The sequence below is a fragment of the Actinomadura livida genome (assembly GCF_014648675.1).
GTDB classification, from domain to species: domain Bacteria; phylum Actinomycetota; class Actinomycetes; order Streptosporangiales; family Streptosporangiaceae; genus Spirillospora; species Spirillospora livida.
Map to the genome: position 1 here is coordinate 220131 of NZ_BMRO01000001.1, position 24364 is coordinate 244494.

Genomic DNA, 24364 nt, shown 5'->3' on the forward strand with positions numbered 1-24364 from the left:
ACCCTGATGAGCAGGAAGATATAGATCCATCATCGGATTGGACGTTCTTTGGCGATCGTCCGCCCGCGGCCCCCCGAACGGAAGGCGATCATGACCCAGACGGCCGATCCAGCCGCCGAGACGGCGACCGGCGGATGGATGGACCGGCGGCTCTGGCTCATCCTCATCCTCGGGTCGCTGACGGCCATCGGGCCGCTGTCGATCGACCTGTACCTGCCCGCGCTGCCCGCGCTGGCCGGCGACCTGTCGACGGGCGCGATGCAGACGCAGCTCACGCTGACCGCGTGCGTCGCCGGCCTCGCCGCGGGGCAGGCGGTGGCGGGCCCGCTCAGCGACACGCTCGGGCGGCGCCGGCCGCTGCTGGCCGGGCTGGCCGCCTACGCCGCCGCGTCGCTGCTGTGCGCCGCCGCCCCCACCGTGGAGACGCTGATCGCACTGCGGGTGGTGCAGGGCGCGACCGGGGCCGCCGGGATCGTGATCGCGCGGGCGATCGTCCGCGACCTCTACCAGGGCGTGGCCGCCGCCCGGTTCTTCTCGACGCTGATGCTGGTCACCGGGCTCGCCCCGATCCTCGCGCCGGTGGCCGGGGGGCAGCTGCTGCGGCTGATGCCGTGGCCGGGCCTGTTCGCGGTCCTGTCCGGGGTCGGCGTCGCGCTGTTCCTCGGCGCGCTGCTCGGGGTGAAGGAGACGCTGCCGCCCGCGCGCCGCGCGACGGGCGGCCTGCGCGCGACGGTGCGCACGTTCCGGGGCCTCGCGGCCGACCGGATGTTCGCCGGGTACGCGCTGACGATCGGCCTGTCGTTCGGGGCGATGTTCACCTACATCTCGGGGTCGCCGTTCGTCCTGCAGGACATCTACGGGCTGTCGCCGCAGACGTTCGGCATCGCCTTCGGCGTCAACGCCCTCGGGACCGTGACCGCCGCGCAGATCGGCGGCCGGCTCGCCGGGCTGGTGCGGCTGCGCCTGCTGCTCGCCGTCGGGCTCGGCATGATGACGGCGGGCGGGGCCGTCCTGCTGGCCTCCGTCTTCACCGGCGCGGGCGTGTACGGGGTGCTGCCCGCCCTGTTCCTGGTCACCTCCGGGCAGGGCTTCGTGCTGCCGAACGCGACCGCGCTGGCGCTGACGGGCCCCGCGTCCGAGGTGGCGGGGAGCGCCTCGGCGCTGCTCGGCGTCACCCAGTTCGCGCTGGGCGGGGCCGCCGCGCCGCTGGCCGGGATCGCCGGGCCGGACACCGCCGTCCCGATGGCCGTGTCGATCGCGGCGCTCGCGGTGCTGGCGTCCCTCGTCACCGCGACCGCCACCCGCGCCCCGCGGGACGGCGGGGCGGACGCCCGGCAGGACACCGGGGCGGCACCGCCGTCACCGGGCTGACGCGCCGCCTTCGAGGGCGGTCAGGATGAACCCGGCGACCTCGTCGGCGAGCCGCGCGGCGGGCTTCGGGCCGTCCGCCCGGTACCAGGACGGCATCTGGTTCACCATGCCGAGCGCGACGATCGTGACGGTCTCGGCGGGGGTCGCGTCGCTGAACACCCCGGCCCGCTGCCCCTTCTCGACGAGGCCGCGGAACGTCACGTGGTAGCGGCGGCGGTCGGCGCGGACCGAGCGCATCCGGGCGCCGTCCAGCCGGTGCATCTCGCGGGAGAAGACCTTCGCCTCGTCGATGTGCTCCGCCGTGCTGCGGATCAGCCCGGTCAGCACCGCGCGGACGGCCTCGCGGGGCGGCAGCCCGCGCGCCAGGACGTCGCCGAGGTCGGCGAGCTGCCGGGCGATCAGCGAGTGGTAGATCTCGTAGAGGAGGTCGTCCTTGGAGTCGAAGTAGTGGTAGAGAGCGCCCTTGGTGACCTCGGCGGCCTCCACGATGCCCTGCACGGACGTCCCGTCGAAGCCGCGTTCGGCGAACAGCCGGAGCGCCGCGTCCAGGATGCGCCGCTCGACCGCGCTCGACCGCACGGGCCCCGCCGACCGGGGGCCCGCCGGGCCGGGCCCTGCCGTGTCCGTCACCTGGGCACCTCCCGTCCGCGGGGCATTGACTCCGATGTGTCCCACGTCATAGCTTGCCAGAAAACCGACCGGTCGGTATGCACCTCGTGGCCGTACAGAGCCGTACGGCGCCCGGACAGAGGAGAGCCCATGCCCGCAGTGGAGACCGTCCGCGGCCCCGTGGAGGCCGGCGAACTCGGCCGCACGTTCATGCACGAGCACGTCTTCGTCCTCGGCACCGAGAACGTCCAGAACTACGGCGCGGGCGACTGGTGGGACGAGGACGAGAAGGTCGCCGACGCGGTCGCGAAGCTGCGCGAGCTGGCCGATCGCGGCATCCGAACGATCGCGGACCCGACCGTGTGGGGCCTCGGCCGCTACATCCCGCGGATCCAGCGGATCAACGAGCAGGTGCCGGAACTCAACATCATCGCGGCGACGGGGCTCTACACCTACAACGACGTGCCGTTCCAGTTCCACCACCGCGGCCCCGGCACGATGCTGGACGCCGGCCCCGACCCGATGATCGCCGACTTCGTCCGCGACCTGACCGAGGGCATCGGCGGCACCGGCGTCAAGGCGGCGTTCCTCAAGTGCGCCGTGGACGCCCCCGGGCTGACCCCCGGGGTCGAGCGGGTGCTGCGCGCCGTCGCCGGGGCGCACCGCGAGACGGGCGCGCCGCTCACCGTGCACACCGAGAGCTCCATCCACGCGGGCCGGACGGTCGTCGACCTGCTCGGCAAGGAGGGCGTGGACCTCACCAAGGTCGTGATCGGGCACGCGGGCGACAGCAACGACCTCGACTACCTGGCGGAGCTCGCCGACTCCGGCGCGATCCTCGGCATGGACCGCTTCGGCCTCGACATCATCAACCCGACCGAGAACCGGGTGGCCACCATCGCCGCCCTGTGCGAGCGCGGCTATGCCGACCGGATCGTGCTCAGCCACGACGCGAGCTGCTTCATCGACTGGTTCGGCCCCGACCCGGCGACGGTCCCGGCGATGCAGCCGAACTGGCACTACCGGCACATCACCGACGACGTGCTGCCCGCCCTGCGCGCCGCCGGCGTCGGCGACGCCCAGATCGACCAGATGCTCGTGGCCAACCCGCGGCGCTACTTCACCCGCTGAGCGTTCCGGCGCGCGCCGGCGACCACCTGGTCACGATCGTCCTCCATGAACGACTAATCGCCGCTTTTCGGGAAATCATGGGGAGGACAGTGAGGGAGGCGGCCGGTGCGCGAAGACACCCCGCGTCGCGGCATCCGTGCCGTGACGGTGTTGTTCCTGGTCACGCTGCTGGCCCTGCTCGTCCCCGGCTGCCGGATCGTGGGGGGCGGGACGACCGAGGACGTCCCGCCGCCCGTCACCGCGTCGCCCAAGAGCAAGAACGCCAAGCCCAGCGGCCGCCGCCCCGGCGTCGTCAACATCGAGACCGAGCAGGACCTGCGCGGCACCCGCGCCGCCGGGACGGGCGTCGTGCTCACGGCCTCCGGGCTCGTGCTGACCAACAACCACGTGATCAGGGGCGCCACCAGGATCAGGGGCACCGACACCGACAACCGCCGCACCTACACCGCGCAAGTCGTCGGCTACGACCGCGCGGGCGACATCGCGGTGATCCGGCTGGAGGGCGCGGCCGGGCTCAAGGCCGCCGCGTTCGCCTCGGCGTCCGGCGTGAGCGTCGGCGACACGGTCACCGCCGTCGGCAACGCGGGCGGTGAGGGCGGCAGGCCCCGGGTCGTCACCGGCGAGGTGACCGCCCTGGAGCAGTCCGTCACCGCCCGCGACGACAGCAGCGGCACCACCGAGCGGCTCAGCGGCCTGATCGAGACCGACGCGCCGATCGAGCCGGGCGACTCGGGCGGGCCGCTGCTGAACACGGACGGCAAGGTGATCGGCATCAACACCGCCGCGTCCGCCGGCCTCTCGAAGGACGCGGCCAAGAACAAGAACCACCGCGGGTACGCGATCCCGTCCGACCGGGCCCTGGACGTCGCCCGGCAGATCCAGCGCGGCGAGTCGTCCATCACCGTGCACATCGGGCCGACCGCCATGCTCGGCGTCAAGGTCCGCTCCAACCGCAACTCGCAGGGCGCCGTCGTCGCCGAGGTCGTGCCCGGCTCCCCCGCGGAGGCCGCGCGCATCCCGGTCGGGGCCTCCATCGTCACCTTCGACGGCCGGGGCGTCGACTCGCCCACCACCCTGACGACGCTGATGCTGGCCCACCATCCGGGCGATGTCGTCCAGCTGGAGTGGACGACCGCCCAGGGCGCCGCCGTGTCCGCCACGGTCCGCCTCGCCGAGGGCCCTCCCCAGTAGCGCCCGCCGGACGGCATCCGACCGGCTCGGCGTGCCCTTCGTTTCCGCCATCCGGATTCGCTGAGGGACGCGTGCGCGTCCTCGTGCGAGAGTGAGGGGGATCCCGGGCGACTACGAGGATGTGGGTGCGATGAGCCGCAAGGCGCCTTCCGACGACTTCGACGACGCGGGCCTCGAGGTGTCGGAGCCGAAGACGTGGTCCGCCGGCGTGCCGGGCGTCACGGCCGCGCTCCGGCGGTCGTACGAGCAGATGGGGGTCCGGCGCACCGCGCTGACGCTGGCGCGCGTCAACCAGAAGACGGGCTTCGACTGCCCGGGGTGCGCGTGGCCGGAGGGCGACCGCCGGCACGTCGCCGAGTTCTGCGAGAACGGCGCGAAGGCCGTCGCGGAGGAGGCCACGACGCGGCGGGTCACCCGCGAGTTCTTCGCCCGGTACAGCGTGGCCGAGCTGGCGGAACGCTCCGACCACTGGCTCGGGCAGCAGGGGCGCCTCACCGAGCCGATGCTGAAGCGCCCCGGGTCCGGGCACTACGAGCCGGTGTCGTGGGACGAGGCGTTCGGCCTGCTGGCGGCGGAGCTGAACGCGCTGGACTCACCGGACGAGGCCGTCTTCTACACCTCGGGCCGCACGAGCAACGAGGCCGCGTTCGCCTACCAGCTGTTCGTCCGCGCGTTCGGCACGAACAACCTGCCGGACTGCAGCAACATGTGCCACGAGTCGTCCGGGTCGGCGCTGAGCGAGACCCTCGGCGTCGGCAAGGGGTCGGTGCTGCTGGAGGACCTCGGCCGGGCCGACCTGATCTTCGTCGTGGGGCAGAACCCGGGGACCAACCACCCGCGGATGCTGTCGGCGCTGGAACGGGCCAAGCGGGAGGGCGCCCGGATCGTCGCCGTCAACCCGCTGCCCGAGGCGGGGCTGATGCGGTTCAAGAACCCGCAGCGCGCGTCCGGGGTCGCGGGGAAGGGCACCGTGCTCGCCGACCGGTTCCTGCAGATCCGGCTGAACGGCGACCTCGCCCTGTTCCAGGCGCTCAACCGGATGCTGCTGGAGTCGGACGCGCCGGACGCCGTCGACCGCGCGTTCCTCGACGCGCACACCCACGGGTTCGAGGCGTTCGAGAAGCACGTCCTCGGCCTGGACTGGGACGACGTGCTGGCGGCGACGGGGCTGACCCGCGCCGAGATCGGCGGGGCGCTCGACGACGTCCTGCGGGCGGAGAGGATCATCGTCTGCTGGGCGATGGGCCTCACCCAGCACCGCAACTCCGTCCCCACGATCCGCGAGATCGTCAACTTCCTGCTGCTGCGCGGCAACATCGGCCGCCCCGGCGCGGGCGTCTGCCCGGTGCGCGGCCACTCCAACGTGCAGGGCGACCGGACGATGGGCATCTGGGAGCGGCCGAAGCCCGAGTTCCTGGACGCGCTCGCCGCCGAGTTCGGGTTCGAGCCGCCGCGCGAGCACGGCGTGGACACCGTGAACGCGATCCGCGCCATGCGGGACGGCCGCGCGAAGGTGTTCCTCGGCATGGGCGGCAACTTCGTCCGCGCCACCCCCGACTCCGCGGTCACCGAGGCGGCGCTGCGGAACTGCCGGCTGACCGCGCAGGTCTCCACCAAGCTCAACCGCTCGCACGCCGAAGTGGGCGAGCTGGCGCTGATCCTGCCGACGCTCGGCCGCACCGAGCGGGACGAGCAGGGGTCCGGGCCGCAGTTCGTCTCGGTCGAGGACTCGATGGGGATGGTGCACGCCTCGCGGGGCCGCCTCGCCCCCGCCTCCCCGCACCTGCTGTCGGAGGTGTCGATCGTCTGCCGCCTGGCGAGGGCGGCGCTCCCCGGCTCGGGCATCGCGTGGGAGGCGATGGAACGCGACTACGACGTGATCCGCGACCACGTCTCCCGCGTCGTGCCCGGGTTCGCCGAGTTCAACGCCCGCGTCCGCGAGCACGGCGGGTTCACGCTCCCGCACGCGCCGCGCGACGAGCGCAGGTTCCCCACCGCCACGGGCAAGGCCAACCTCACGGTGAACGAGCTGGAGGTCCTCCGGGTCCCGGAGGGGCGGCTGCTGCTGCAGACCGTCCGGAGCCACGACCAGTACAACACCACCGTCTACGGGCTGGACGACCGCTACCGGGGCATCAAGGCCGGGCGCCGCGTCGTGTTCGTCAACCCGGCCGACCTGTCCGCCCTCGGGCTGGCGGATGGCGCGACGGTCGACCTGGTCTCCGAGTGGGAGGACGGCGTCGAGCGCCGCGCGCCGTCGTTCCGCGCCGTCGCCTACCCGACCGCGGCGGGCTGCGCGGCGGCGTACTTCCCGGAGACCAACGTCCTCGTCCCGCTCGACAGCACCGCGCAGGTGAGCAACACCCCCACGTCCAAATCCGTGATCGTCCGTCTCGAGCCTGCGGGGTCCCAGGAGGGGGACCTGGTTTAGGCTCGGGGCATGACGAACCTCCCCGACCGCCCGGGACCCTCCGCGTCGCCGGAGATGCGGGCCGGCGACGCCGACCGCGACCGGGTCGCGCAGGTGCTGCGGGACGCGGCCGGCGACGGGCGACTGACCCTGGAGGAGCTGGACGAGCGCCTGGACGCGGTGTACGCGGCCAAGACCTACGCGGACCTGGAGCCGCTCACCCGGGACCTGCCCGCCCCCGGCGCGGCCCCGGCGCCCGCGCCGTCCGGGGCGGCGGCCTGGCGTCCGCTGCAGGGCGCGCCGTCCTGGACGGGCGGCATCGGCATCATGAGCGGCTTCCTGCGGGCGGGCGTGTGGAACGTCCCCCGCGTGTTCCGGGCGTTCGCGTTCTGGGGCGGCGGGAAGATCGACCTGCGCGACGCGCGGTTCGAGGAGCCGGAGACGACGATCCGGGCGCTGGCCATCATGGGCGGCATCGACATCGTCGTGCCGGAGGACATCACCGTGCACGTCAAGGGCCTCGGGATCATGGGCGGGTTCGACCAGCGGGCGAGCGGCCCGGGGGTGCCCGGCTCGCCCACGGTCGTCATCAGGGGCCTGGCGTTCTGGGGCGGCGTCGGGGTGAAGCGCCGCAAGTCGAGCCGGCAGAAGAAGCGCGACAAGGAACTGCGGCCGCCCGAGGACGACTGACCGGCTAGCCGTCGGCGATCCGGTCCAGCCATTCGCCGAGCAGGGCCGCCTCCGGCGCGGACAGCCGCTTCGGCGGATCGGCGGCCAGCGCGGCGCGCAGCGCGACCGCGCGCGCCGCGGACGTACTCCGCGCGTCGCCCTCCCCTTCGCGGGGGACGGTGACCGCGGCCAGGACCGCCTCCCTCGTCCGCTCGGACAGCTCGTTGTCCGCCGCCCCGTCCGCCTCCTTGCCCGGCTCGCCGGCCTCGTCCGCGATGAGCGCGAGGGTGACGCCGACACCGGCCGCGTGGATCATCCGTGCGGCCGTGCCGGCGGGGACGCGGAGCCGCCCGGCGCGGGCGGCCGCCCCGACGAGGCCGAGCAGGATGCGGTGCGCCTCCGCCGCGATGGGCGGCGTCCGGGGCGTCCCGTACATCAGGGTGTAGAACGCGGGGTTCGTGCGGCCGTACTCGACGTGCAGGTCCCAGCCGCGGCGCAGGTCGTCGACCGGGTCTCCGGTGCTCCGCTGGGCGCGCTTGCTCGCCAGGTACGTCTCGAAGCCGTAGGCGGCGACGGCGTCGAACAGCCCGCGCTTGTCGCCGAAGTGGTGGTAGAGCGTCGGCGCCCCCACCCCGGCCGCCGTGCAGACGGCGCGCGTCGAGACCGGCTCGCCATCGGCCTCGGCCAGCAGCCGGGCGGCCGTCCGCAGGATCCGGTCCCGGGTGTCGAGGTCCTTCTGCGCGGTCACGAAATCAACGTTACAGAAGTTTCCCGAGCACCGCTATGCAAGCTCCCATAGCGGCGTTATGGTGATTCGTGTATCAGCGCTATGAACCCATGTCCGAGAGGGGACCTGCCATGCGCAGCGCGCTACTGTCCGCACCCGGCAAGCCGCTGGAGATCGTCGAGCGGGAGGTGCCCGAACCGGGCCCCGGCGAGATCCTCGTCGAGGTCACCGCGTGCGGGATGTGCTTCTCCGAGGTCAACCACCTGCGGGGGCACTACGCCTTCGGGACGTTCCCGGTCGTGCCGGGCCACGAGATCAGCGGCGTCGTCGCGGCGCTCGGCCCGGGCGTCGAGTGGCCGGAGGTCGGCACCCGCGTCGGCGCCGCGTGGCCGTACGGATCGTGCGGCCACTGCGACCAGTGCGTGCGCGGCGACCAGAACCTGTGCGGCGCCCTCCCCAGGCCGGTCACCGGGGTGAACCGCGACGGCGGCTACGCCGAGTACTTCGTGGGCCGCGCCGGTTTCGTCACCCCGCTGCCCGGCGGCCTCGACCCCGTGGCCGGCGCGCCGCTGATGTGCGCGGGCGTCACCGCGTTCAACGGGCTGCGGCGGGCCGGCGCGGTCGCCGGGTCGAGGGTCGCCGTGCTCGGCACCGGCGGCGTCGGCATGCTGGCCGTCCGGTTCGCCGCCGCGATGGGCGCCCGGGTCGCCGCGGTGTCCCGCACGCGCAGCGCCGAAGAGGAGGCACTGCGCGGCGGCGCGGAGCTGTACGTCGCGACCTCCGAGCAGGACCCCGCCGAGGCGCTGCGGGCCTGGGGCGGCGCGGACGTCGTCATGAACACCGCGCCCGACACCGCGACGGGACTCGCCGCCTTCGGCGGCCTGCGCGCGGACGGCACCCTGGTCTACGTCGGCTTCGACGCCGCGAACGTGGAGGTGTCGCCGCTCGCCCTGGTCGCCAACCGGCTGCGCGTGATGGGCACGCCGTCCGGGTCCCCCGCCGACCTGCGCGACACCCTCGACTTCGCGGTGGCGCACGGGATCGTCCCCGCGGTCACGGCCGTCCGGCTGGACGACGCGCCGCGCGTCCTCGCCGAGATGGACCAGGGCCGCCGCCGCGGCCGCACGGTGATCACGTTCGGCTGAGACGCGGCACCGCCGAGGCCGGCTAGGGCGTCCACCTCTTCCACGGGCGCGCCCGCTCGAAGGCGTGGCAGGCGGCCATCACCAGGGCGTCGGCGTGCCGGGCGCCGACGACCTGGAGGCCGATCGGCAGCCCCGCCGAGGTGAAGCCGCACGGCAGGCTCGCGGCGGGCTGCTGCGTCATGTTGAACGGGTAGGTGAACGGGGTCCAGCTCGTCCAGCGCGGGGACGGCGAGCCCGGCGGCACCTCCAGGCCGGCCTCGAACGCCGCGATCGGCATCGTCGGGGTGAGCAGCAGGTCGTAGCGCTCGTGGAACAGGCCCATGATGCGACCGAGCTCCATCCGGCGGGCCGTGGCGGTCAGGTACTCGAGCGCCGAGTACCCCGCGCCCTGCTCGCAGATCTCCCGCAGGCCCGGGTCGAGCCGTGCGCGCGCCTCGGGCGGCAGGTGGTCGACGACCTTCGCGGCCCCCGCGAACCACAGGACCTCGAACTCCTCGACGGGGTCGCCGAAGCCGGGGCCCGCCTGCTCGACCTTGGCGCCCAGCTCGGCGAACACCTCGGCGGCGGCCGCGACGGACGCCGCGATCTCCGGATCGACCTTCGCGAAGCCGAGGTCGGGGCTGAACGCCACGCGCAGGCCGGTCAGGTCGTCCGGGCGGGCCTCGGTGAACGGGACGTCCGGCGGCGCGAGCGAGGACCAGTCGCGGCCGTCGGGTCCGCAGATCGCGTCGAGCAGCAGCGCCGCGTCCGCGACGGTGTAGGTCATCGGGCCGACGTGCGCGAGCGTCCCGAACGGGCTCGCCGGGTAGTGCGGGATGCGGCCGTAGGTCGGCTTGATGGTGAACGTGCCGGTGAACGCGGCCGGGATGCGCACCGAGCCGCCGCCGTCCGTGCCGAGGGCGAGCGGCGCCATGCCCGCCGCGACGGCCGCCGCCGCGCCGCCGCTCGACCCGCCCGGCGTGCGGGACGTGGCCCACGGGTTGCGGGTGACGCCGGTGAGCGGGTTGTCGGTGACGCCCTTCCACGCGAACTCCGGCGTGGTCGTCTTGCCGACGAAGACCGCGCCCTGCTCGCGGAGCCGGGCGACCGACGGGGCGTCCTCGTCCCACGGGCCCGCCGGGTCGATCGTCGTGGAGCCGCGCAGCGTGGGCCAGCCGCGGGTGAGCAGGACGTCCTTGATGGAGACGGGCACGCCGTCCAGCGGGCCGAGCGTCGCGCCCCGCGCCCGCCGGTCGGCCGCCGCGCGGGCCATGTCGAGCGTGGTCTCCTCGTCGACCAGGCAGAACGCGTTGAGCGCGGGGTCGTCGCGCTCGATCCGGTCGAGGACGGCCTGCGCCGCCTCGACCGGGGAGAGCGTCCCCGCCTCGTACTCCCGCAGCAGCTCGGCCGCGGTCAGATCGGCCGCGTCGGTCTTCGTCACGGTCACTGCATCCCCCTCCGGTGCACTGGTCAGCCGACCCTCTGCGGTGAACCCACGTAGCCGAGCCGCTTGTCCACGACGTTGCGCAGCGGGCGCCCGGCGACATGGCGGTCGAGGTTGGCGGTGAACAGCCGGACCAGCTCGTCCCGCCAGCCGATGACGTCGCCGGACATGTGCGGGGAGACGAGCACGTTCGGCATGTCCCACAGGGGCGACGACTCCGGGAGCGGCTCGTCCTCGAAGACGTCGAGGGCCGCGCCCGCGATCCGGCCGGCCCGCAGCGCCTCGACCAGGTCGGCCTCGTTCACCAGCGCGCCGCGCCCCACGTTGACGAGCCGCGCGGACGGCCGCATCCGCGCGAGCGCGGCGGCGTCGACCATGTGGCGGGTCTCCGGGGTGAGCGGCGCCGCCAGCACGACGTAGTCGGCCTCGGCGAGCGCCTCGCCGAGCCGCTCCATCGGGTGGACGACGCCGAGGTCGGGGTCGGCGTCGCGCGGCGTGCGGCCCGCGCCGGACACGGCCAGGCCCGCGGCCGACAGGCGGCGGCCGATCGCGCGGCCGATCGGCCCGGTGCCGACGACCAGGGCGCGGGCACCGGTGACGCGCTCGGTCTCGCGGTGCAGCCAGCGGCGCTCGCCCTGGAGCCGGACGGTCGTGTGCAGGTCCTTGGCGAACGTGAGCACCAGCCCGAGCACGTATTCTGCGATCGGCTCGTCGAAGACGCCGCGGGAGTTGGTGACGACCGTGCCGGACTCGACAAGGCCGGGGAAGAGCAGCCGGTCGACCCCGGCGCTCGCGATGTGGACCCACTCGGGCCCGCCGGTCCGCGGCCACGCCCCGGCGACCGCGTCGGAGAGGAAGTCCCACACGAACAGGACGTCCGCGCCGGGCAGGGCGTCCGCGAGCTCTGTCTCGCGGACGTAGCGGACGCGGGCGAGGCGCTCCGCGTCGGCCATCCCCCGCGGGCGGGCGTCCCCGGTCAGGACCACCACGTCGGGCGGCCCTCCGGGTGCGGGCGGAGCAGGGTCCATGGAGCGCCACTTTCAGGGAGACCAGAGTTTACGTGAAGGCAACTCGGGGGGGCATTGACACGCTAGGAACGTTTCGTAGGATTGTCAACAATCAGCGCGGTGCACTGCGGCCCCGGGCACCGCACTGAGATCTCGTGTGCTGCAAGACCGTCGCAACCTGCCCACGCAAGGCCAGGACGGATCCCAGAGCGCTCTAACGGAAGAGTCCTTCGGGTGGCGACGTTCTCGCCCACCCCTGTCCACGGGGAGGCCCAGCATGCCCAAGCTCATGACCATCACTCTGGAGCGTCGCGGCGTCTCGTGCGTCGCGGAACTACTGGAGAAGGACGCGCCGCGCACCTGCGAGGCGGTGTGGAACTCCCTCCCGCTCGGCGGGGACGCCTACCACGCCAAGTACGCGCGGAACGAGGTCTACACGATGGTCGAGCGGTTCTCCGAGGAGGAGGTCGGCCTCGAGAACCCCACGGTCACCCCCATCCCGGGCGACGTCGTCTACTTCTCCTTCGCCGGCGGCATGCTCGACCGGCGCTTCAAGGAGGAGAAGAACATCCACACGCTGCCCGGCGTAATCGACCTCGCCATCTTCTACGGTCGCAACAACCTGCTGCTCAACGGGGACGTCGGCTGGGTCCCCGGCAACGTGTACGCGACGATCGTCGACGGTCTCGACCGCATGGCCGAGGCCTGCAACGACGTCTGGCGCTCCGGCGGCGTCGGCGAGCGCCTCGTCTACAGCCGCCTCGAGTCCTAGAGCGGTGGGCGCGCAAATGACATTCGACCCCACGCTGGTCGTCGGCCCCGAGCTGCTCGCCCAGCACGGCATCGGCGTGGTCGCGCCCTTCGACTTCGCCCTCGACCGCGAACTGTGGCGCTGGACGCCCGACGACGTGTCGCTGTACATGACGCGGCTCCCGTACGTCCCGGTACCGGTCACCGTCGAGATGGCGTCCGCGCTGTCCGACCAGTCCATCGTCCGGCAGGCCACGCGCGACGTGCTCGCCCCCGAGCCGCTCGCCGTCGCCTACGCCTGCGCGTCGGGGAGCTTCATCGGCGGCAAAGCGGGCGAGCTGCGGCTGCACGAGTCGATGCGGCTGGCCGGCGCGCCGGTCTCCACGACGACGTCGGGTGCGCTGGTGGAGTCGCTCCGGCTCCTCGACGTCAGCCGCATCGCGGTCGTCACCCCCTACATCGACGCGGTCACCGAGCGGCTGGTGTCCTTCCTCGGCGAGTACGGCATCGAAGTGGTGTCGTCGGTCGGGATGGGGCTGCTCAGCCACATCTGGAAGGTCGGCTACGGCGAGATCGTGTCGGCGGTGTCGTCGGTCGACGGCCCCGAGGCCGAGGCCGTCTTCATAAGCTGCACGAACGTGCCGACGTACGACATCATCGCCCCGCTGGAACAGATGATCGGCAAGCCGGTCCTCACCGCCAACCAGGTCACGATGTGCACGGCACTGCGCTCGATGGGCCGCTCGGCGGCCGGTCCCGGGCAGTCGCTCGTGCAGCTGGCCCCGTCCACCGCCGCCTGATCACCGATGGAGCCCAAGGGTAGGATTGACGATTCGATGCCACAGAACGGGTTGAGCGCCGGGTTCCTTTACCCCGGCTACAGCGCTGAGGACGACTATCCCGCCATCGAGCTCGCGCTCGGCGGGGTGCGCCTGCCGGTCGTCCACACGCTGATGCGCGAGGACGCCCATCGCGTCGACGCGCTGCTGGACGTCGGCGGCGCCGACGTGCTGGGCGAGGGCGCCCGCGTCCTGCGCGACATGGGCGTCCAGTCCGCGGTGTGGGCCTGTACCAGCGGGAGCTTCGTGTTCGGCTGGGACGGCGCCGCGCGGCAGGTCGAGGGCGTCGCCGCGGAAGCGGGCGTGCCCGCGTCCAGCACCTCGTTCGCCTTCGTGAACGCCGCGCGGGCCCTCGGCGTGACCAGGGTCGCGATCGCCGCGACCTACCCGGCCGACGTCGCCGAGCGGTTCGTCGCGTTCCTCGGCCACGCCGGGATCGAGGTGGTGGCGCTGTCCTGCCGGGGCATCGTCACCGCCGCCGAGGTCGGCACCCTGGGCCGCGACGAGGTGCTCGCCTTCGTCGCCGCCAACGACCATCCGGACGCCGAGGCGGTGCTGGTGCCCGACACCGCGCTGCACACCGTGTCCTGGCTCGACGAGCTGGAGGCACGGGTCGGCAAGCCGGTCCTGACCGCCAACCAGGTGAGCGTGTGGGAGGGGCTGCGGCTCGCGTCCGGTCCCGGGGGGCTCCCGCCGCGCACCGGGCTGGGCCGGCTGTTCGCCGAGCCCGCCGCCGTCCCGTCCGGCGTCGCCGAGCGGGGACGAGATACCTCGCAGCTATGAGAAAGGGGCCCCGCGGCAATGGGCCGATTGGGTGAGCTGGAACCTGTCCCCCGCAAGTCGACCGTCGAGATCGTCTCGGACGAGCTGCGCTCGGCGATCATGTACGGGTCGCTGGAGCCCGGCGCCCAGCTCGGCGAGGCCGAGCTGGCCGGCCGGCTCGGCATCAGCCGCGGCCCGCTGCGCGAGGCGATGCAGCGGCTCGTCCAGGAGGGGCTGCTGGTCAGCGAACCGCACCGCGGGCTGTTCGTCATCACCCTGGACGAGGGCGACGTCGAGGACGTCTACCTCGCCCGGCTCGCCATCGAGCGGGAGGCGTGCCAGCTGATCATGGAGCGGAACCGCGGGGAGGCCGTCGCCCGGCTCACCGACGCCCTCGACGCGCTCATCGACGCGGCCGACCAGCGCGACCGGGTCGCGATGAGCGACGCCGACCAGGCGTTCCACGAGGTCCTGGTCAGCTCGTCCGGCAGCCCCCGGCTGGAGCGGATGGCGCACACCCTCCTGGTGGAGACCCGCATGTGCCTCAACGCGCTGCAGGACACCTACCCGGAGCCGTCCGAGCTGGTCGAGGAGCACCGGCGGCTGGTCGACGCGATCGGCGACGGCGAGGAGGAGCGGCTGCTGACCCTCATCGAGGAGCACATGACCGACTCCATCGAGCGGCTCCGCCTCCCCTAGCACTCTCTTCCGGCGGCGCCGTACCGGAGTGGCCCCGCGGCGCTGGACATCCGGTCCCAGGGGCACCTACATTGCAGATTGTCGACAATCTACGAAGGGCATCGGAGGGACGACGCATGGCTAAGCTGTCACCCCTGCTCAAGCAGGCCACCCCCGTCCTTGCCGAGCGCGGCGAGGGCGTCTACCTGTACGACACCGACGGCCGGCGGCACCTCGACTTCACCGCGGGCATCGGCGTCACGGGCACCGGCCACTGCCACCCGCGCGTGGTCGAGGCCGCGCAGCGGCAGGTCGGCACGCTTATCCACGGCCAGTACACGACGGTCATGCACGAGCCGCTGCTGCGCCTCACCGAGGCGCTCGGCGACGTGCTGCCGTCCGGGCTCGACTCGCTGTTCTTCCTCAACAGCGGCAGCGAGGCCGTCGAGGCGTCCATCCGGCTGGCGCGGCACGCCACCGGCCGGCAGAACATCGTCGTCTTCCACGGCTCCTTCCACGGCCGGACCATGGGCGCCGCCGCGCTCACCACCGCGGGCACGAAGTTCCGCGCCGGCATCGGCCCGCTGATGCCGGGCGCCGCCATCGCGCCGTTCCCGCAGGCCTACCGGTACGGCTGGGACGAGGACGAGGCCACCCGGTTCGCGCTGCGCGAGCTCGACTACCTGCTCGTCACCGCCAGTCCCGCGTCCGACACCGCCGCGTTCATCGTCGAGCCGGTGCTCGGCGAGGGCGGCTACATCCCCGCCCCGCCCGGGTTCCTGGAGGGGCTGCGCGAGCGCGCCGACCGGCACGGCATCCTGCTGATCATGGACGAGGTGCAGACCGGGTTCGGGCGGACCGGCCGGTTCTGGGGGCACGAGCACTCCGCCGCGCTCCCCGACATCCTCATCACCGCCAAGGGCCTGGCCAGCGGCTTCCCGCTGTCGGCGATCGCGGCGCCGACCGCGCTGATGGAGAAGGCCCGCCCCGGCTCGCAGGGCGGCACCTACGGCGGCAACGCGGTCTCCTGCGCCGCGGCGCTCGCCACGCTCCAGGTCATCCAGGACGAGGACCTGGTCGGCAACGCCGCCCGGCAGGGCGCGCGGCTGAACGACGGACTGCAGAAGGTCGCCGCCGACCACCCGGCCATCGGGGACGTGCGCGGGCTCGGGCTGATGCAGGCCGCCGAGTTCACCGCGCCCGGCGGCGAGCCCGACGCCGACGCCGCGGCGCGCGCCCACAAGGCGGCGACCGAGCGCGGGCTCCTGCTGCTGACCTGCGGCGCGTACGGCAACGTCGTCCGGATGATCCCGCCGCTGATCGTCACCGAGTCGCAGATCGACGACGCGCTCGGCCTCTGGGCGGACGCCGTCGCCGACGCGGTCGGCTGACCCGGACAGGGAGACGCTGGATACACCGGCGCCCGGTGCTCACGGAGAGGGGAGCACCGGGCGCCGTTCCGTCCGCGCGGGATCAGCCGAGCGGATCGGCGCAGTCGATGGGCCAGTACGGGCCCCAGATGTCGAGCGAGTTCTGCACGAACTTGATCATCACCGGGTCGAAGTTGATGCCGAGGTGCGCGTTGGTGTCGTCGGGGCACTTGTCCTGGAGCAGGACGTTGTGCGCGTTGGAGCCGTTCAGGAACGACGAGGTGTAGGGCGTGACGACCTCGTCGTACTTGGTGGCGAGCACGATGTACTGCGGTCCGGGGACGGTGTCGCCGCCCTCGTTCAGCTCCCGCAGGAAGTCGGAGCCGATGATCTGCTGACCGGCCGCCGGCGCGGCCTTCACGATCGCCTGGGTGATGCCGAGCAGCCGGCCCAGCTCCACCAGCCCCGACGCGTTCGTCCCGTGGTTCGAGGGGACGATGCCGACGAGCTTGTTCACCTTCGCGGCCCCGCCGAGGAACTTCATGTAGTACCGCGGCATCATGCCGCCCTGCGAGTGCCCGACGATGTCGACCTTCGCCGCCCCCGTCGATTCGAGCACCCGGTCGACGAACGCCGACAGCTCACCGGCCGACGTGGGAATGTCGTAGATTCCCTGAATGGGGCCGTCCTTCGGGCCGCCGTAATTGAGGGCGTAGACGCAGTATCCGGCCTTCTTCAGCGCCGGGGAGAGTTTCTGCCAGTTGAACGCCATGTTCTCGAACGTGCCGTGCACGAGCACGACCGGGCGCGGATGCCAGAACGACGGTTTGCATTTCCAGTCGTTGGCCCCTTCCGGGACGATCTCGGCCTGTGCGGGCGCGGTGATGCCGGTCGTGCCCAGCACGGCCGTCATCGCGGCCGCGATGACCGCCCATCTGCGGAGCCGCCTGAAACGCATGTGCATCTCCCTAAAGCGGGCACGGCCAAGAGAGGCCGGGACCCGGACATCCGGATCCGGCCCCTCATCGCCGTGTCGGTGGGGGTGGAGTGCACATAACGTACGGCCCGCATTCCGGCGCGGTCTTGTGGAACGGCCGCCGGTTACCCCGGGGGAATTGTCAAGCGACTCACAATCGCGGGAGTCCGGTCGCCTGCGACCAGCCCCGACGGGCGGAGATCGGTCACGCCTGGGCGACCGCGCCCTCCTTCAGGAGGGTCTCGGCGTCGGTGAAGCCGAGGTCCTCCAGGACCGCGCGGGTCTGGCCGCCGGGCAGGGCGGGGACGCCGTCGGTCTCGGTGGTGGTGCGGGAGAAGCGGGGCGCCGGGGCGGGCTGCGGGTGGCCGGCCAGCTCGGGGAACACGTCGCGGGACGTGTTGTAGGGGTGCTCCGCCGCCTCAGCCATGGACAGGACGGGCGCCACGCAGGCGTCGCTCGGGACGAAGATCTCCGTCCACTCGTCGCGGGTCTTCGTGCGGAACACCTCGGCGAAGCGCTCGCGGAGCGCGGGCCAGCCGGAGCGGTCGTGCTGGGCGGGGAGGTCCTCCTTGTCGAGGCCGCTGAGGCGGAGGAACTCGGCGTAGAACTGGGGCTCGATCGCGCCGACGGCCATGTGGCGCCCGTCGGAGGTCTCGTAGACGTCGTACCAGGGGGCGCCGGTGTCGAGCATGTTGACGCCGCGGCGGTCCTCCCACAGGCCGCCCCGCAGGAAGCCGTGGATGAAGGTGGACAGGTGCGCGGCGCCGTCCACGATGGCGGCGTCGACGACCTGGCCGTGCCCGCTCGTCCTGGACTCCAGGAGGGCGGACAGGATGCCGACGACGAGGTACATGCTGCCGCCGGCGAAGTCGCCGAGGAGGTTCAGCGGGACCTGCGGGGGCCCGCCGGCCCGGCCGATGGCGTGCAGCGTGCCGGTGATCGCGATGTAGCCGACGTCGTGCCCGGCGGTGTGGGAGAGGGGCCCCTCCTGGCCCCAGCCGGTCATCCGCCCGTAGACGAGCTTCGGGTTGCGGGCGAGGCAGTCGTCCGGGCCGAGGCCGAGGCGCTCGGTGACGCCGGGCCGGAACCCTTCGAGGAGGACGTCGGACTTCTCGACCAGCCGGAGGACGACCTCCTTGCCCTTCTCGCTCTTCAGGTCGATCGCGATGGAGCGCTTGCCGCGGTTGCTGAAGTCGGTCCCGCCGGCGGCCTCACCGGCCTTCACCGCGGAGGCGCGGTCGACGCGGATCACGTCGGCGCCGAGGTCGGCCAGCAGCATCGCGGCGAAGGGCCCCGGCCCGATCCCGGCAAGCTCGATCACCCGTACTCCGGACAGCGGCCCCTTGCCCATGCGCATCTCCCTGAATCTCGTTCGGTCCCCCTAGTGTGCCCGATCAATGTAAGCGGACTCTGACCCGGGCGGCGCTAGCGTGCGGTGAGTTCCACCTGCGCGTCCCGGGTGCCGGTCGCGGTGAGCAGGCGCTTGCGGACGGTGGAGCGGCGGACGCCGTCCGCGTGCGGGACGAGGCCGGGCCCGGCCGCGGCCAGGTAGTACCAGCGGCCGGACGGGGCCTTCCACCACGTTCCGCTGACCGGGCGGCGGGCGTCGCAGGGGCCGGTGGCCCGGTCCTTCGCCGCGAGCAGCGTGGCGGCGGCCGCGCCGGCGCCGTCGGCGAAGGTCAGGCGGGTGCAGACCCAGTCGGCGGAGCCGCCGCCGCGCGGCAGCCCGCCGGACCAGAAGTTCCACGCCATGGCCTCGGTCACCGGCCGGTCCGGCCCGTCCGGCCGGTGCGGCGCGCAGGCGAGCCGGTTCCAGAACTCGCGGCCTCCCCGGCCGAGGCGCGCGGGCTCGTCCTTCCCGTCCGGCCGGTAGGCGGGCGAGTGGTAGCTGAGCACGGTGGCGCGCGGGCCGCCCAGGTCGCCGAGGGTCCTGGAGCCGACATGGAAGAGGGGGCCCCGGCCGCAGCGGGACTCGGCGCGGGCGGGCGCGGTCACCCCGTCGGTCACCGCGAGGGCGTCCCCGGCGAGGGTCTCGGGCCGCGCGTCCCAGGGCGCCAGGAGGTAGCGCCCGCCGCCGAGGGCGATCGGGGCGGACGTGTCCTGCCCGGCGTCGACGACGTCCAGGCCGCCCCGGGTGTAGCGGGCGACGCGGCCGCCCTGCCGCAGCACCGCGAGCGCCGTGCCGCCGACGTTGCCCGCGTAGAGGAGCTGCGCGGTGCCGGTCGCGCGGCGGCCCGCCGGGGCGGCGGCCCAGGCCGCGGCGGCGCCCCGGGTGAACGCCCGGTCGCGGGCGAGGTCGCCGCGGGCCGGCCAGGCGTCGAGGGTGCGGGCGCCGCCCGTCCAGGCGCCGGGGCCGGCCGAGACGAGCCGCAGCTCCGGTTCGCGCGGGTCGCCCCGCTCGGTCGCCACCAGCACGGCGACGAGGGCGGCGGTGAGGACGGCGGCGGTGACCAGCGGCAGCACCGAGCGGTTGCGGACGGGGCGCAGCAGCGCGGGCTCGAACCGGTCGGCGCGCCGGGCGGCGGGCGGCCGGACGGCGTCGGCGGCGCGGATCGCCGGCCAGGGGTCGCGGATGCGCAGCTCGACCAGCTGGTCGTGGACCGCGTAGCGGGGCAGCCCCTCGACGTGCCGCAGCACGTAGGCGACGCGGACGTGCGGATGGAGCTTGGCCAGGGCGGCGGTGAGCGCCGGGTCGGGCAGCCGGGTGGGCAGGGCGCGCAGCCAGGGGCCGAGGCCGATGTGCAGCCGGCGGGACGGGCGCATCGCCCGGCGGAGCACGCGGGTGCGGCGGCGGGCCAGCCCGGCGGGCGAGCGGTCCCGGGCGCCGCGGGCGGAGGCGTCCACGATCCGCCGCGCGACCGCCAGCCGGTAGACGCGCTTTCCCGTCCCGGGCAGAACGAAATACGCCATCCGGACAAGGTCGCCATATGCTGTCTTGGGCAGCGGCGTTTCCGTCCTCGTATTCGTCAGGACATCTTCCGTCACGGCGGGCCACTCCCTCTGGGCCGTTCTGTTTTCGCGAACCACGAGGTTAGGCCGCATGTGGGCGAGGCAGGAGCGGAATTGGGACAACGATTAACCGGGCCACTGGAAATGTCTGCCTATTTCCGTACCGGAGCCGCCGGAAGATCGGCGCCCGCACCGTTCGGCGGGAGAAGCCCGCGCCCGTTTCGTCCCCGTACTACGCTGTTGCCCCCGGGGGAACCTCCCCGGACCGCAGTACATCGAATGATCGCGCCCCCGCCGCGAACCACACGAGCGACCACGAAGGATCCCCCTGCCCATGACCGAGGACGTCCCTGGGTACCGGGTGCTGGAGCAGGTCGGCGAGGGCGGCTTCAGCGTCGTCTACCGCGCGCACCAGGAGCACCTGGACCGGATGGTCGCGTTGAAGGTCCTGTCGATCGGCTCGGTCGACGACGCGGCGATGCGCCGCTTCCAGCGGGAGAGCAAGATCACCGGCAGGCTGTCCGGCCATCCCAACATCGTGACCGTGCTGGACACCGGCACCACCCGGTCCGGGCGCCCCTACATCGCGATGGAGTACTTCGAGCACGGCGCGCTCACCGACCGGCTCGCGCGGGAGGGGCCGCTGCCGGTCGCGGACGTGCTGCGCATCGGGGTGAAGATGGCGGGCGCGCTCGCCGCCACCCACGAGACCGACGTCCTGCACCGCGACGTCAAGCCGCAGAACGTGCTGCTGTCGCGCTACGGGGAGCCCGCGCTCGCCGACTTCGGCATCGCCCGCCTGGTCGACACCTTCGACGCGACCCACACGCAGGCGTTCACCCCGCACCACGCCGCGCCCGAGATCCTGGAGGGCAGGCAGCCCGGCGTCGGCTCCGACATCTACTCGCTCGGCTCGACGCTGTACCAGCTCCTCGCGGGGCAGCCCGCGTTCAAGGGCCCGGCCGGCGAGGGCATCGCGCAGCTGATGCTGCGGATCCTCAGCGATCCGCCGCCGCCGATCCCCCGTGCGGACGTGCCGCCCCGGGTGCAGGAGGTCATCGTGCACGCGATGGCCAAGACCCCCGAGCAGCGCTTCGCGACGGCCGTGGAGTTCGCGCAGGCGCTCCAGAGCGTGCAGGCCGAGCTGGGCCTGCCGGTCACGGACGTCCCGCACAGCAGCGGCGCCGCCCTGCCGGGTCCGCGGCAGGACGGCGGTTCGGGGTCGTCGTCGGGTTTCGCGTCGTCCGACTTTCCCTCGGCGCCGCGGCTGTCGTTCCCCGACACCTCCGGGCCGCCGCGCGTCCCGGAGTGGGCGCCGACCGCCCAGGCGCCCGTCCTCGGGCCCCCGGCTCCGCCGTCGCCCTGGCACCCGGACGCCTCCCCGCCGCAGACGCCCGACGCCCTCCTCCCGCAGGAGGGCACGATGCCGCGGGAGCCGCACACCGTCCCGCGCGACGACGCCCCCGCGGCCTGGCCCGCGATGCCCGGGGGTCAGGTGCAAGGGCCGCCGCGGGCGGACGATCCGCGGGCGAGCGGCGCCCACACGACACCGCACACGGCACCGCACGCGGCCCCGCACCAGCTCGTCTCGCAGCGGTTCGCCCCGGAGCAGCCCGTCCCGCACCAGCACACGCTCGACCAGCCGGGCGACGGCCCGCGGCGGGGTCTCATCGTCGCGGCGGGCGTGGCGCTCGTCGGCGGGCTGGCGCTCGGCGTCGGGGCGCTCGCCCTCACCCGCGGGGGCGGCGAGGAGGGACGGCGGTCCGCGGGCCCTCCGGCGGCCGCCACACCGGGTCCTCAGGGGCAGGCCACGGACGTCCCGTCCGAGCCCCTTCCGCGCGCCCAGTTCACCGCCACGCGCCCGCGCGGGCTCGTCGCCAGGCCGGCGGGCCGCACGGCCGTGCTCGCCTGGACGCTGCCGCCCGCCGCTAAAGAGCTGCCGCTGCTCATCCAGCAGCAGCCCGCCAGCGCGAACCCGCTCGTGACGGCCCAGGCCGGCTCCCGCTCGGCGACCATGCCCGGCCTGCGCCCAAGGACCCGCTACTGCTTCAAGGTGGGCGCGGTGCTGCGCCTCAACCCCGGCCAGGCGCCGGACGTGTCATGGTCGGCACCCGCCTGCATCAGCGCGAAACGGCCCGGCTGAGCCGTCCCCGGGCCGCCCGCCCGTTGTTCAGTTCGAGGGCTGCAAGGTGACGGAGGGCTCGCACTTCCAGATCGCCGGCCCGTTGAAGCCCTTCCAGTCGCCGGGCGTGTTGACCAGGTAGCTGACCACGTAGCCGCGGTACCCCTTCCAGGTGATGTTGGTGTACATGTCACCGTCGAGGTTGGGGTCCCTGGAGTGCTCGTAGGAGAGGCCCTGCTCCTTGCAGTGCACGGTGACGCTGTCACCGTTGTTGTCGTTCATGGTGGCCACGGTGGTGCTGCTGGGGTTGGCCTCTGCCCTGATGTAGCCGTTGGAAAGGCCGTTCCTCGTCACGGCGTAGGTGCTCGTAGGGCCGGTCAGCTTGGTGCTGATCGTCGCGTTGGCACCGGTTCCCGCGCCGTTCGTGGGGGTGACGGTGAAGGTGTAGTCGCCGTTGGACCAGACGTCGCCGAGCGTGGCGGACGTGGTCGAGACGGTCCTGCTCCCCGAGACGGGGCCTTCCCAGGTGAGCCGGTAGCTCGTCGAGCCGCCGCCGGGCGCGGCCGTCCACGAGACCTGCGCGCCGGACTTGGTCGCCAGCGCCTTGAGGCCGGTCGGCGTTCCCGGCGTCACGCACGGGCGGACGGGGTCGCTCGCCGCCGACGGGAGTTCGCGCGTCCTGCCCCGGGCGTCCCGGTAGCGGACGGCCACGCGGAAGCGGTACTCGGTCCCGCAGTCGCCGCCCGAGATCGTGAAGGTGAAGGGCCCCGCGCCGGGTCCGATGGCGGACGGGCTCACCGACAGGCCGGACGCCGCGTCCTTCAGCACGTACCCGATGACGCCGTCGCCCTGCGAGGGCTGGAAGTCGACCCGCATCGTCCCCGCGCCGGGCGTGACGGACACGTTGCCGGGCGCGGTCGGCGGCTCGCCGGGCGCCGGGGGGCGGGACGGCGGCGGCGCCTCCGGCGTCCCCCGCGAAGCCGGGGGGCGGCCGCTCGGCGGCGGGGCGTCCCCGTCGCCGGGCAGCGGGATCGTCCGGCGCTTCGGACCGCCCGCGACCCGGTCCTTGTACTTGTTGATGCCCCGGTGCACGTTCCCCCGGTCGATCACGACGGCGTGCGGGCCGGCCGGGTCGTTCGCCCAGAGCAGCCCGTCCCGGACGAAGACGTCCAGCCTGGCCGGCCGGTTCGTCACCGCGATCGGCCGCTCGAACCGGTTGGCCGCCGAGTCGTACACGATCAGGGCGCCGGCCGTCTCGTCGGGGATGTAGACCTTCGCGCCGAGCACCTGCGGCGGCCGGTACCGGTGCCTCGGCATCGGCAGCCGGGTGCTGGAGTACCGGCCGGTGTCGGTGTCGACGGTGACCAGGGAGCCGGTTCCGGGCACCAGCAGCGGGACGATCCTGCCGTCGGTCTGCGCGGGGGCGAGCACGCCGCCGCGGCCCGCCCGCCGCACGGTCGTCGGCAGGCTGATCGTGAGCGGGGAGCCGGACCGGACGACGGTGGCGGTGGCGGCGGTGGAGTCGGTGACGACGGGGTCGCCGGCGGCGACGGTCAGCGCCAGGTCGCCGCCGGGCGCGCCGACGCGGACGGGCGGCTGGAGGGCGCCGTCCCGGAACGCCGACACCTCGCCCTTCTGCGAGACGGGCACCCACAGCGTCCCCTTGCCGTCGATCCCGGCCTGGCCGAGGACCGGCGGCAGCGTGGCGGACGCGCCGACCGGCGTCAGGCCGACCGGGTCGATCTCCTGGACGACGCCCTTGACCGAGTCGACCGTGTACGCCTTCCCGGCGCCCGCGAGGACCTGGATGCCCCTGCCCAGCGAGCGGCTCTGGCCGATGCTCAGCTGGGACGGGTCGAGGCGGCTGACGACGCCCGTGTCCAGGTCGATGATCAAGACCGTGGCGCCGTCCTGGACGACCTTGACGTTGTGCCCGCGCATCTGCGGGATCACGCCGGCCTTGCCGTCCACCTTGGCGGCGGGGCCGTTGACGTGCACGACGATGCCCTTGCTCTTGGCGGTCAGCCACGCGCCGACGTCGGCGAGGCGGTACTGGGCGCTCGCGACGCCCACCCCGTACACCGCCGCGGCTATGACCAGCACGCCGACCAGCCCGACCGCCACCTGCCCGGTGAGGCGGTCGCGGCGGAACAATCTCAGGATCGCCACCCGCACGATTCTGATCACCTTCCCCGTTCGATCGCACAAGTTAGCGGGTGGCGGGCCGCTGATGTC

20 protein-coding genes are annotated in these 24364 nt (G+C 73.6%); 12 read left to right on the top strand and 8 right to left on the bottom strand.

Going from position 1 to position 24364, the window contains the following annotated elements; translation table 11 throughout:
* Positions 1 to 90: 90 nt before the first annotated feature.
* Entirely contained in the window at positions 91 to 1371 is a 1281-nt protein-coding gene (locus tag IEZ03_RS00890; RefSeq protein WP_184882995.1) for a multidrug effflux MFS transporter, read from the top strand.
* Here the strand turns inward: IEZ03_RS00890 and IEZ03_RS00895 are convergent.
* Complete coding sequence (locus IEZ03_RS00895) at positions 1360 to 2001, bottom strand: TetR/AcrR family transcriptional regulator (RefSeq protein ID WP_229807900.1); 642 nt, start codon at positions 1999 to 2001, stop codon at positions 1360 to 1362. The genes IEZ03_RS00890 and IEZ03_RS00895 overlap by 12 nt on opposite strands.
* A gap of 129 nt (positions 2002 to 2130) precedes the next feature.
* On the opposite strand from IEZ03_RS00895, the gene IEZ03_RS00900 reads away from it, so the two are divergent.
* The 4 genes from IEZ03_RS00900 to IEZ03_RS00915 all read left to right on the top strand — a co-directional run bounded on the left by IEZ03_RS00900 (position 2131) and on the right by IEZ03_RS00915 (position 7402).
* Positions 2131 to 3111, top strand: a complete 981-nt coding sequence (locus IEZ03_RS00900; RefSeq protein WP_184882993.1) for a phosphotriesterase family protein — start codon at positions 2131 to 2133, stop codon at positions 3109 to 3111.
* Positions 3112 to 3216: 105 nt separating this feature from the next.
* Positions 3217 to 4302, top strand: a complete 1086-nt coding sequence (locus IEZ03_RS00905) for a S1C family serine protease (RefSeq protein ID WP_184882991.1) — start codon at positions 3217 to 3219, stop codon at positions 4300 to 4302.
* Between the two features lie 130 nt (positions 4303 to 4432).
* Positions 4433 to 6733 (top strand): FdhF/YdeP family oxidoreductase, encoded by a 2301-nt coding sequence (locus IEZ03_RS00910; RefSeq protein WP_184882989.1) that lies wholly within the window; start codon positions 4433 to 4435, stop codon positions 6731 to 6733.
* Positions 6734 to 6742: 9 nt separating this feature from the next.
* Positions 6743 to 7402, top strand: coding sequence for a DUF1707 SHOCT-like domain-containing protein (locus IEZ03_RS00915; protein WP_229807901.1), 660 nt, complete (start codon positions 6743 to 6745; stop codon positions 7400 to 7402).
* Positions 7403 to 7406: 4 nt separating this feature from the next.
* On the opposite strand, the gene IEZ03_RS00920 is transcribed toward IEZ03_RS00915, so the two are convergent.
* Complete coding sequence (locus IEZ03_RS00920; RefSeq protein WP_184882987.1) at positions 7407 to 8129, bottom strand: TetR/AcrR family transcriptional regulator; 723 nt, start codon at positions 8127 to 8129, stop codon at positions 7407 to 7409.
* 110 nt (positions 8130 to 8239) lie between these two features.
* On the opposite strand from IEZ03_RS00920, the gene IEZ03_RS00925 reads away from it, so the two are divergent.
* Positions 8240 to 9253 carry an alcohol dehydrogenase catalytic domain-containing protein gene (locus tag IEZ03_RS00925; protein ID WP_184882985.1) on the top strand — a complete coding sequence of 338 codons (1014 nt, stop codon included), beginning with the start codon at positions 8240 to 8242 and terminating at the stop codon, positions 9251 to 9253.
* Between the two features lie 22 nt (positions 9254 to 9275).
* Here IEZ03_RS00925 and IEZ03_RS00930 read toward each other — a convergent pair whose 3' ends face one another.
* Positions 9276 to 10706, bottom strand: coding sequence for an amidase (locus IEZ03_RS00930; protein ID WP_184890513.1), 1431 nt, complete (start codon positions 10704 to 10706; stop codon positions 9276 to 9278).
* Positions 10703 to 11704 carry a D-2-hydroxyacid dehydrogenase gene (locus tag IEZ03_RS00935; protein WP_221480639.1) on the bottom strand — a complete coding sequence of 334 codons (1002 nt, stop codon included), beginning with the start codon at positions 11702 to 11704 and terminating at the stop codon, positions 10703 to 10705. The genes IEZ03_RS00930 and IEZ03_RS00935 overlap by 4 nt, the downstream gene beginning before the upstream one ends.
* 268 nt (positions 11705 to 11972) lie before the next feature.
* Between IEZ03_RS00935 and IEZ03_RS00940 the strand changes: the two genes are divergently transcribed.
* The 5 genes from IEZ03_RS00940 to IEZ03_RS00960 all read left to right on the top strand — a co-directional run bounded on the left by IEZ03_RS00940 (position 11973) and on the right by IEZ03_RS00960 (position 16103).
* Positions 11973 to 12455, top strand: a complete 483-nt coding sequence (locus IEZ03_RS00940; protein WP_221481272.1) for a DUF3830 family protein — start codon at positions 11973 to 11975, stop codon at positions 12453 to 12455.
* A 16-nt stretch (positions 12456 to 12471) separates the two neighbouring features.
* Positions 12472 to 13233 (top strand): maleate cis-trans isomerase family protein, encoded by a 762-nt coding sequence (locus IEZ03_RS00945; protein ID WP_184882981.1) that lies wholly within the window; start codon positions 12472 to 12474, stop codon positions 13231 to 13233.
* 36 nt (positions 13234 to 13269) lie between these two features.
* Positions 13270 to 14055 (top strand): maleate cis-trans isomerase family protein, encoded by a 786-nt coding sequence (locus IEZ03_RS00950; RefSeq protein WP_184882979.1) that lies wholly within the window; start codon positions 13270 to 13272, stop codon positions 14053 to 14055.
* A gap of 18 nt (positions 14056 to 14073) precedes the next feature.
* On the top strand, positions 14074 to 14733 hold the full coding sequence (locus IEZ03_RS00955) for a GntR family transcriptional regulator (RefSeq protein ID WP_131976255.1): 660 nt from the start codon (positions 14074 to 14076) through the stop codon (positions 14731 to 14733).
* 116 nt (positions 14734 to 14849) lie between these two features.
* Positions 14850 to 16103, top strand: coding sequence for an aspartate aminotransferase family protein (locus IEZ03_RS00960; RefSeq protein ID WP_184882977.1), 1254 nt, complete (start codon positions 14850 to 14852; stop codon positions 16101 to 16103).
* A gap of 82 nt (positions 16104 to 16185) precedes the next feature.
* Here the strand turns inward: IEZ03_RS00960 and IEZ03_RS00965 are convergent, their stop codons facing one another.
* From IEZ03_RS00965 to IEZ03_RS00975, 3 genes are all read right to left on the bottom strand, one after another.
* Entirely contained in the window at positions 16186 to 17040 is an 855-nt protein-coding gene (locus tag IEZ03_RS00965) for an esterase/lipase family protein (RefSeq protein ID WP_184882976.1), read from the bottom strand.
* Between the two features lie 223 nt (positions 17041 to 17263).
* Complete coding sequence (locus IEZ03_RS00970; protein ID WP_184882974.1) at positions 17264 to 18409, bottom strand: CaiB/BaiF CoA transferase family protein; 1146 nt, start codon at positions 18407 to 18409, stop codon at positions 17264 to 17266.
* Between the two features lie 74 nt (positions 18410 to 18483).
* The gene (locus tag IEZ03_RS00975; protein WP_184882972.1) at positions 18484 to 19968 is read right to left on the bottom strand and encodes a hypothetical protein; all 1485 of its coding nucleotides are present in this window, start codon (positions 19966 to 19968) and stop codon (positions 18484 to 18486) included.
* Positions 19969 to 20341: 373 nt separating this feature from the next.
* On the opposite strand from IEZ03_RS00975, the gene IEZ03_RS00980 reads away from it, so the two are divergent.
* Positions 20342 to 22150, top strand: a complete 1809-nt coding sequence (locus IEZ03_RS00980) for a serine/threonine-protein kinase (protein WP_184882970.1) — start codon at positions 20342 to 20344, stop codon at positions 22148 to 22150.
* 27 nt (positions 22151 to 22177) lie between these two features.
* Here IEZ03_RS00980 and IEZ03_RS00985 read toward each other — a convergent pair whose 3' ends face one another.
* A complete protein-coding gene (locus IEZ03_RS00985; protein WP_184882968.1) occupies positions 22178 to 24298 on the bottom strand; it encodes a fibronectin type III domain-containing protein in 2121 nt (706 codons plus the stop codon).
* Positions 24299 to 24364: the final 66 nt, after the last annotated feature.

Excerpts from the sequence above, each read along its gene's own strand:
- IEZ03_RS00890 (WP_184882995.1), top strand. The coding sequence starts at position 91 with ATGACCCAGACGGCCGATCCAGCCGCCGAGACGGCGACCGGCGGATGG.
- IEZ03_RS00900 (WP_184882993.1), top strand. The coding sequence starts at position 2,131 with ATGCCCGCAGTGGAGACCGTCCGCGGCCCCGTGGAGGCCGGCGAACTC.
- IEZ03_RS00910 (WP_184882989.1), top strand. The coding sequence starts at position 4,433 with ATGAGCCGCAAGGCGCCTTCCGACGACTTCGACGACGCGGGCCTCGAG.
- IEZ03_RS00915 (WP_229807901.1), top strand. The coding sequence starts at position 6,743 with ATGACGAACCTCCCCGACCGCCCGGGACCCTCCGCGTCGCCGGAGATG.
- IEZ03_RS00925 (WP_184882985.1), top strand. The coding sequence starts at position 8,240 with ATGCGCAGCGCGCTACTGTCCGCACCCGGCAAGCCGCTGGAGATCGTC.
- IEZ03_RS00935 (WP_221480639.1), bottom strand. The coding sequence starts at position 11,704 with ATGGACCCTGCTCCGCCCGCACCCGGAGGGCCGCCCGACGTGGTGGTC.
- IEZ03_RS00940 (WP_221481272.1), top strand. The coding sequence starts at position 11,973 with ATGACCATCACTCTGGAGCGTCGCGGCGTCTCGTGCGTCGCGGAACTA.
- IEZ03_RS00945 (WP_184882981.1), top strand. The coding sequence starts at position 12,472 with ATGACATTCGACCCCACGCTGGTCGTCGGCCCCGAGCTGCTCGCCCAG.
- IEZ03_RS00950 (WP_184882979.1), top strand. The coding sequence starts at position 13,270 with ATGCCACAGAACGGGTTGAGCGCCGGGTTCCTTTACCCCGGCTACAGC.
- IEZ03_RS00955 (WP_131976255.1), top strand. The coding sequence starts at position 14,074 with ATGGGCCGATTGGGTGAGCTGGAACCTGTCCCCCGCAAGTCGACCGTC.
- IEZ03_RS00960 (WP_184882977.1), top strand. The coding sequence starts at position 14,850 with ATGGCTAAGCTGTCACCCCTGCTCAAGCAGGCCACCCCCGTCCTTGCC.
- IEZ03_RS00965 (WP_184882976.1), bottom strand. The coding sequence starts at position 17,040 with ATGCGTTTCAGGCGGCTCCGCAGATGGGCGGTCATCGCGGCCGCGATG.
- IEZ03_RS00970 (WP_184882974.1), bottom strand. The coding sequence starts at position 18,409 with ATGGGCAAGGGGCCGCTGTCCGGAGTACGGGTGATCGAGCTTGCCGGG.
- IEZ03_RS00975 (WP_184882972.1), bottom strand. The coding sequence starts at position 19,968 with ATGGCGTATTTCGTTCTGCCCGGGACGGGAAAGCGCGTCTACCGGCTG.
- IEZ03_RS00980 (WP_184882970.1), top strand. The coding sequence starts at position 20,342 with ATGACCGAGGACGTCCCTGGGTACCGGGTGCTGGAGCAGGTCGGCGAG.